The 7,273-nt window shown below is 63.1% G+C and carries 8 protein-coding genes; 1 reads left to right on the top strand and 7 read right to left on the bottom strand.

The genetic code is table 11. The features are described 5' to 3' along the window. The 6 genes from A3AC_RS0128835 to A3AC_RS0128805 all read right to left on the bottom strand — a co-directional run. Positions 1 to 719, bottom strand: a 719-nt coding sequence (locus tag A3AC_RS0128835) for an acyl-CoA dehydrogenase family protein (RefSeq protein WP_025603087.1), incomplete at its 3' end; no start/stop codon positions are given. A 121-nt stretch (positions 720 to 840) separates the two neighbouring features. Next, positions 841 to 1,776, bottom strand: coding sequence for an electron transfer flavoprotein subunit alpha/FixB family protein (locus A3AC_RS0128830; protein ID WP_025603085.1), 936 nt, complete (start codon positions 1,774 to 1,776; stop codon positions 841 to 843). A 25-nt stretch (positions 1,777 to 1,801) separates the two neighbouring features. Further along, entirely contained in the window at positions 1,802 to 2,551 is a 750-nt protein-coding gene (locus tag A3AC_RS0128825) for an electron transfer flavoprotein subunit beta/FixA family protein (protein WP_025603083.1), read from the bottom strand. A 237-nt stretch (positions 2,552 to 2,788) separates the two neighbouring features. Continuing rightward, positions 2,789 to 3,586: a MetQ/NlpA family ABC transporter substrate-binding protein gene (locus A3AC_RS0128815; RefSeq protein WP_025603079.1), complete on the bottom strand. Its 798-nt coding sequence runs from the start codon at positions 3,584 to 3,586 to the stop codon at positions 2,789 to 2,791. Positions 3,587 to 3,601: 15 nt separating this feature from the next. After that, the gene (locus A3AC_RS0128810; protein ID WP_025603090.1) at positions 3,602 to 4,255 is read right to left on the bottom strand and encodes a methionine ABC transporter permease; all 654 of its coding nucleotides are present in this window, start codon (positions 4,253 to 4,255) and stop codon (positions 3,602 to 3,604) included. Beyond that, positions 4,245 to 5,279: a methionine ABC transporter ATP-binding protein gene (locus A3AC_RS0128805; RefSeq protein WP_025603077.1), complete on the bottom strand. Its 1,035-nt coding sequence runs from the start codon at positions 5,277 to 5,279 to the stop codon at positions 4,245 to 4,247. Before A3AC_RS0128805 ends, A3AC_RS0128810 begins: the two co-directional genes overlap by 11 nt. Before the next feature lie 240 nt (positions 5,280 to 5,519). Between A3AC_RS0128805 and A3AC_RS0128800 the strand changes: the two genes are divergently transcribed. Next, a complete protein-coding gene (locus tag A3AC_RS0128800) occupies positions 5,520 to 6,455 on the top strand; it encodes an alpha/beta hydrolase (protein WP_025603075.1) in 936 nt (311 codons plus the stop codon). A 13-nt stretch (positions 6,456 to 6,468) separates the two neighbouring features. On the opposite strand, the gene A3AC_RS0128795 is transcribed toward A3AC_RS0128800, so the two are convergent. Beyond that, the gene (locus tag A3AC_RS0128795) at positions 6,469 to 7,269 is read right to left on the bottom strand and encodes an enoyl-CoA hydratase (protein WP_025603073.1); all 801 of its coding nucleotides are present in this window, start codon (positions 7,267 to 7,269) and stop codon (positions 6,469 to 6,471) included. Between the last annotated feature and the right edge of the window lie 4 nt (positions 7,270 to 7,273).

Raw genomic sequence — 7,273 nt, 5'->3', positions numbered from 1 at the left:
GACCCATCGTCATTCACGAGGAATTTCGGCACGATGAAAAGCGAGATGCCCTTCACGCCTTCGGGCGCGTTGGGCGTGCGCGCCAGCACGAGATGCGCGATGTTCTTCGCCATGTCGTGCTCGCCCCACGTGATGAAAATCTTCGTACCGAACAGCTTGAACGAGCCGTCGCCTTGCGGCTCGGCGCGCGTGCGCACAAGCGCGAGGTCCGAGCCGGCCTGCGGCTCGGTGAGGTTCATGGTGCCGGTCCATTCGCCGGAAATGAGCTTCGGCACATAGGTCTGTTTTTGCGCGTCGCTGCCGGCGGTCAGGAGCGCTTCGATCGCGCCGTCGGTTAGCAACGGACAGAGCGCGAACGACAGATTCGACGCGTTCAGCATTTCCACGCAAGGCGTGGCGATGAGCTTGGGGAGGCCCTGCCCGTCATAGTCGACGGGATGCTGCACGCCTTGCCAGCCGCCTTCGGCAAACTGNCGGAANGCNTCCNTGAAGCCNGGNGTNGCGGTCACCACACCNTCTTTCCAACTGCTCGGATTGCGGTCGCCCTCGACGTTCAGCGGAGCCAGCACTTCGCCACACAATTTCGCCGACTCTTCGAGCACGGCCTGAGCGGTATCGAGATTCGCGTCCTCGAAGCCCGGCAGCGTCGCGATCTGTTCGAGGTCCGCCAGTTCCTTCATCACGAACAGCATGTCCTTGATGGGCGCCGTATAGCTCATTTCTGCTCTCCTCCTGCCTGATGGAAAAAGGGCGCGGGACTTGTCCGGTCCTGCGCCCTTCGTATGTCGCCAAACGCCTTGATGGCTTGTTAGATGGCTTTGATGTGTGGCGCCAGGACGCTCAGCCGAGTTCGTTCACGAGTTCCGGCACGAGCGTGAACAGATCGCCCACGAGGCCATAATCCGCGACGCTGAAAATCGGCGCTTCCGGGTCCTTGTTGATGGCGACGATCACCTTCGAATCCTTCATGCCCGCCAGATGCTGGATCGCACCTGAAATGCCGACTGCCACATACAGTTGCGGCGCGACGATCTTGCCGGTCTGGCCGACCTGGTAGTCGTTCGGCACGAAGCCCGCGTCGACCGCCGCGCGCGATGCACCGAGCGCCGCGTTCAGCTTGTCGGCCAGCGGCTCGAGAACCTGCGTGTAGTTCTCGCCATTGCCCAAACCGCGGCCACCCGACACGATGATCTTCGCCGACGTCAGTTCAGGCCGGTCCAGTTTCGTCACCTCGCGGCTCACGAACTGCGAGATGTCCGTGTCCGCAGCGGCTTCGATCTTTTCGACGGATGCGCTGCCGCCTTCGGCCGCGACAGCGTCGAAACCGGTCGTGCGCACCGTGATGACCTTGATCGGATCAGCCGATTGCACCGTGGCGATTGCGTTGCCCGCGTAGATCGGACGCTCGAACGTATCGGCGGAATCGACTGCGGTGATGTCGCTGATCTGCGCGACGTCGAGCTTCGCGGCGATACGCGGCGCGATGTTCTTGCCGTAGGCAGTCGCGGCGGTGAGGATGTGCGAGTAATCCTTCGCGATGTTCAGCACGGTGGCCTCGATGTTCTCCGCGAGACCTTCGGCCAGTTGCGGCGCGTCGGCCAGCAGCACCTTCGAAACGCCCGCGATCTTCGCAGCCGCGTCAGCCGCGGCCTGCGCGTTGTGGCCGGCCACCAGCACGTGAATATCGCCACCGACCTTCTGCGCGGCTGCAATCGTGTGCAGCGTCGCGGCCTTGATCGACTGATTGTCGTGTTCAGCTATTACAAGATTCACCAGATTCGTCATTTGCCCTGTCTCCCTGTCACAGCACCTTGGCTTCGGTCTTCAGCTTTTCGACCAGCGTCTTCACATCCGGCACCTTCACGCCGGCCGAACGCTTCGGCGGCTCGGCAACCTTCAGCGTTTTCAGACGCGGCGTGACATCGACGCCCAAGTCCTCGGGCTTGATCGTTTCCAGCGGCTTTTTCTTCGCCTTCATGATGTTCGGCAGCGTCACGTAGCGCGGCTCGTTCAGGCGCAGATCGGTCGTGACGACAGCGGGGAGTTTGAGCGACAGCGTCTCAGCACCGCCGTCGACTTCGCGAGAAACGGTTGCCTTGCCGTCGGCCACCACGACCTTCGACGCAAACGTCGCCTGCGGCAAACCCGCCAATGCGGCGAGCATCTGGCCAGTCTGATTCGAATCGTCGTCAATGGCCTGCTTGCCGAGGATCACCAGTTGCGGCTGTTCCTTGTCGACCAGCGCCTTCAGCAGCTTCGCGACCGCCAGCGGCTGCAACTCTTCATTCGACTCGATCAACACAGCGCGGTCCGCGCCAATCGCGAGCGCCGTGCGCAGCGTTTCCTGCGATTGCGTAACGCCGCACGACACGGCGATCACTTCGGTTGCCACGCCCGCTTCCTTCAGGCGGACCGCTTCTTCGACCGCGATTTCGTCGAAGGGATTCATCGACATCTTCACGTTCGCGATATCGACGCCCGTGCCGTCCGACTTGACCCGGACCTTCACGTTGTAGTCGACCACTCTCTTGACTGGCACCAGGATTTTCATGCACACGCTCCAAAGTTACGAATACGTCAACCCAACGAACATTATAACGACTGCCCTCGTGGCGGCCTTGTCGCGGGCGCTCTTGCAGGAGGATATCGCCCTCCAGCGGCGTGACGGCAATAACGAACGATCGTTCTATTTTAACCGCGAAAAAACCCGGGCGCCAACCCCGGGTTCCGACTTACGGCTCTAATTTTCATGTTGCCGGCTGGTCACGCAGTGTCTGAAACCTTCAGCTCACCACGCCGTGATCACGGCGCCGCCGAATTTGCCTTCGACAAACTGCTTTACTTCCGGCGAATGGTAGGCCGCGACCAGCTTCGCGACCCACGGCTTGTTCCGGTCGGCCTCGCGGATCGCGATGATGTTCACATACGGACCCTTCGGGTCTTCAATCGCGATCGCGTCCTGCTTGGGCTTGAGGCCCGCTTCCATCGCGAAGTTCGTGTTGATCGCGGCGGCGTCCACATCATTGAGCGAGCGCGGAATCTGCGCGGCATCGAGCTCGACGATCTTCAGCTTCTTCGGATTCTCGACGATGTCGAGCGGCGTCGCCTTCAGACCCGCTTCGGTGCGCAGTTTCAGCAGCCCCTGCTTTTGCAGCAGCAACAGCGCACGGCCGCCATTGGTCGGATCGTTCGGCACTGCGATCTTCGCACCCGGCTGCAGGTCCGTCAGCTTCTTCAGTTTCTTCGAATAGATGCCCATCGGATAAGTGACGGTGTCGGCCACGCGAATCAGCTTGTAGCCGCGATCCTTGACCTGCGCCTGCAAGTACGGGTCGTGCTGATAGCTGTTCGCGTCCAGATCGCCGCCCGCGAGCGCCGCGTTCGGCTGCACGTAGTCGGAAAATTCGACGACCTTGATGTTCAGACCGTTCTTCGCTGCGACCGTCTTCACGACTTCCATGATCTGCGCGTGCGGACCGCCGGTCACGCCGACCTTGATGGTGTCTTCAGCGCGAGCCGCATTGGCGGCGATGAGCGACGCGGCGCCGAGCGCCGCGACCAGCTTGAGAATCAAACGACGTTGCATGATGGACCTTTTGAATTATTTATGGCTCAGACGACGCACGAGCCAATCCCCGAACGACTGCACCAACTGCACGAAGACGATCAGAATGACCACGACCGTCAACATCACTTCCGGAAGGAAACGCTGATACCCGTAGCGAATGCCCAGGTCGCCGAGACCGCCGCCGCCAATCGCGCCCGCCATCGCCGAATAGCCGACCAGCGAGACGAAGGTGATCGTCAAGCCGGCCACCACACCCGGCAGCGATTCCGGCAACAGCACTTTGAAGACGATCTGACTGGTGGTCGCGCCCATCGCCTGCGCCGCCTCGATCAGGCCGCGGTCCACCTCACGCAGCGCCGTTTCCACGAGACGCGCGATGAACGGCGCCGCGGCAATGGTGAGCGGCACCACGGCTGCGGCCGTGCCGATCGACGATCCGACCACGAGGCGCGTAAACGGAATCACCGCCACCAGCAGAATGATGAACGGCGTCGAGCGCACCGCGTTGACGATCACGCCCACCACGCGATTGACCGCCACGTTCTGCAACACGCCCTGACGGTCCGTCAGATACAGCAGCACGCCAAGCGGCAAACCCACCAACGCGCCGACCAGTCCGGAAATGCCCACCATGACGAGCGTTTCCCAGAACGACTGGACGAACATATCGAACATTTCACTCAACATATGGGAGCTCCTCCACCACCACACCCTGCTCGCGCAGATACGCCAGCGCCTGCGCCACCTTCGCCGGTTCGCCGCCCGCCAGCACCGCGAGCGAGCCGAACGCCTGCCCCTGAATCTCGTCGATCTGGCCGTGCAGGATGTTGAAGTCGAGTTCGTAGCGGCGAATCGTCTCGGAGAGAATCGGCTGGTCGACGCCGGAGCCCGTGAACGCAAGGCGCAGCAAATGACCGCTGCCCGTCTTCAGACGCTCGGCGACGCGCGCCTTCATCGCGGGCGGCAGTTCCTGCGCGATCACGTCGCCGATCAGCGCGCGCGTGACTTCGTGGTGCGGTTGCAGGAACACGTCGATCACCTTGCCCTGTTCGACGACGCGGCCCGCGTCGAGCACCGCGACGCGATCGCACACCTGCTTGATCACATCCATCTGATGGGTGATCAGCACGATGGTCAGGTTCAGTTCGCGGTTGATGCGCTTGAGCAGTTCGAGAATCGCGCGCGTGGTTTCGGGATCGAGCGCGGACGTCGCCTCGTCGGAAAGCAGCACCTTCGGCTTGCTCGCGAGCGCCCGCGCGATGCCCACGCGCTGCTTCTGCCCGCCGCTGATCTGCGCCGGATAGCGGTCCTTCTGCGCGGACAGGCCCACCAGTTCCAATAGCGGCACCACGTTCGCTTCAATTTCGTCGCGCTTCATGCCGGCGAGTTCGAGCGGCAATGCGACGTTTTCAAACACTGTGCGCGAGGACAGCAGATTGAAGTGCTGGAAGATCATGCCGATTTCGCGGCGCGCCTCGCGCAACTGCGCCGCGGGCAGCGTCGTCAGATCGCGGCCGTCGACGACAATGTTGCCTTCGGTCGGCCGCGTCAGCAGATTGATGGTGCGTACAAGCGTGCTCTTGCCCGCGCCGCTGCGGCCGATGATGCCGAACACCTCGCCCGCCGGAATCGACAGATTGACGTTGTGCAGCGCCTCGACCCAGCCCCGGGGTCCGGCAAACCGCTGGGAAATATTGCGTATTTCGATCATGGAAAAACGAAACGGCGGGTTTGCCGACGAGTGCCGCGCGCTCCCCGGCCAAGCGGCCGCCGTCACTTTTATTAGGGTTTGAGCCGGCGATTCTACCGCAGCGAGGACATTCTCTTTAATAATCAATTACGATCTTTTCATAACCTGCAGAAATTAGAGGAGGCACCCGCAGCTCATGCGATCTCCGTACGACCGCAACGCTCTATGATCTCGCGAACCACAATGAACGGACGCGCCGCCATGGAGACATCCCAAGACAGCTTCATCAGTGCCGATCAGAAGGTGACGGATGGCGCCGAGCCTGTTCGCACGACCGTCATCACGGCGGATGGCCTTGAATTGCCGCTATACCGTTGGCCCACCAAAGATTCGCCGCGCGCCACCATTGTGCTGATTCACGGACTCGCTGAGCACGCGGGCCGCTATTCGCCGCTGGCCGCGCGGCTCAACGCGGCCGGCATTGAACTGCTGGCAATCGACCTGCGCGGTCACGGCTTGGCGCCGGGCAAACGGGCCTACGTCGACCGGTTCGACGACTACCTGCTCGACGCGCACGCCTTGCTCGACGCCGCCGCGCAAAGCGAAGCGCCCACACACGCGCCGCTCTTTCTGATGGGTCATAGCATGGGCGGTGCGGTCGCCGCGCTGCACACCATCGAGCGCGCGGGCGGCGCAGGCCAACAACCGGATAGCCGCGCGAAGCTGAGCGGCCTGATTCTGTCGAGCCCCGCGCTCGCGCCCGGACGAGACGTGCCCGGCTGGATGCTGAAGCTAAGCCAGGTGATCAGCCGCCTGTGGCCCACCTTCCCGGCGATGAAAATCGACCCCGCCCTGCTTTCGCGCGTGCAGTCCGTCGTCGACGCGAATCGCAGCGACCCGCTCGTGCATCATGGTCCGATTCCGGCGCGCACCGGCGCTGAGCTCTTGCTGGCGATGGCGCGCATCGGGCGCGGCCGCGCGGGACTGCGCCTGCCGCTCCTCGTCTATCACGGCACCGCCGACAAACTCACCGAGCCGGAAGGCAGCCGCGCGTTCGGCCAGCACGCCGGCTCACCGGACAAGACGCTGAGGCTATACGAAGGCAGCTATCACGAGACGATGAACGACCTCGACCGGGACCGAGTGATTGGCGACCTGATCGAGTGGATCGATCAACGCGTGGCGCCGGCGCATTAGCTGTTCAGGTAGATCAGCGCTTCCAGTCGGGCAGGCGTTTGTCGATGAACGCCTGCACGCCTTCGAGCGCGGAGTCGTCCATCATGTTGCAGGCCATGGTTTGGCCCGCGAGCTGGTAGGCGGCCTCGATGCCCATTTCGAGCTGCCGGTAGAAGAGGCCCTTGCCCGCGCTCACCGCTTCGACTGGCTTTGCGCAGATGCTGGTGGCGAGCCGCGCCACCTCGGCGTCGAGCGAGTCCATCGGCACCACGCGATTGATGAGACCCTGGTGCTTCGCCTCGGCGGCGTCGATGAAGTCTCCGGTCAGCAGCATTTCAAGCGCCGCCTTCCGCGACAGATTGCGCGACAACGGCACAGACGGCGTCGCGCAGAACAGCCCGAGATTCACGCCCGACACGGCGAAGCGCGCGGTGTCCGAGGCGACGGCCAGATCGCACATTGCGACGAGCTGACAACCCGCGGCCGTCGCAATGCCGTGGACACGCGCGATCACCGGCTGCGGCAAGCGCTGGATCGTCATCATGAGTTTCGTGCAGCGGGCGAACAGTGCCTGGTAATAGCCGAGCGACGGCGCCGCGCGCATTTCCTTCAGGTCATGCCCCGCGCAAAAGGCACGCCCTGCGCCGGCGATCACCACCACGCGCGCCTGCGACTGCGCGAGTCCGCTCAACGCGGTCTGCAAGGCGTCGAGCAGCCCCTCGGAGAGCGCATTGAAAGCGTCTGGCCGGTTCATCGTCAGACAGACGACGCCCGGCACGCCGTACGCGTCGATTTCCGTGTCCACCAGCGAGGCGGTCTGTGCATCGGCATTCATGGCT

Origin of the sequence: Burkholderia sp. WSM2230 (assembly GCF_000472445.1) — a bacterium.
In the GTDB taxonomy this organism is placed as follows: domain Bacteria; phylum Pseudomonadota; class Gammaproteobacteria; order Burkholderiales; family Burkholderiaceae; genus Paraburkholderia.
Note: the sequence above shows the minus strand (reverse complement) of the source record. Positions and strands in the feature narration are given on the sequence as shown.

Bases quoted from the DNA above. Each gene is read 5' to 3' on its own strand.
- A3AC_RS0128825 (WP_025603083.1), bottom strand. From the start codon at position 2,551: ATGAAAATCCTGGTGCCAGTCAAGAGAGTGGTCGACTACAACGTGAAG.
- A3AC_RS0128815 (WP_025603079.1), bottom strand. From the start codon at position 3,586: ATGCAACGTCGTTTGATTCTCAAGCTGGTCGCGGCGCTCGGCGCCGCG.
- A3AC_RS0128810 (WP_025603090.1), bottom strand. From the start codon at position 4,255: ATGTTGAGTGAAATGTTCGATATGTTCGTCCAGTCGTTCTGGGAAACG.
- A3AC_RS0128805 (WP_025603077.1), bottom strand. From the start codon at position 5,279: ATGATCGAAATACGCAATATTTCCCAGCGGTTTGCCGGACCCCGGGGC.
- A3AC_RS0128800 (WP_025603075.1), top strand. From the start codon at position 5,520: ATGGAGACATCCCAAGACAGCTTCATCAGTGCCGATCAGAAGGTGACG.
- A3AC_RS0128795 (WP_025603073.1), bottom strand. From the start codon at position 7,269: ATGAATGCCGATGCACAGACCGCCTCGCTGGTGGACACGGAAATCGAC.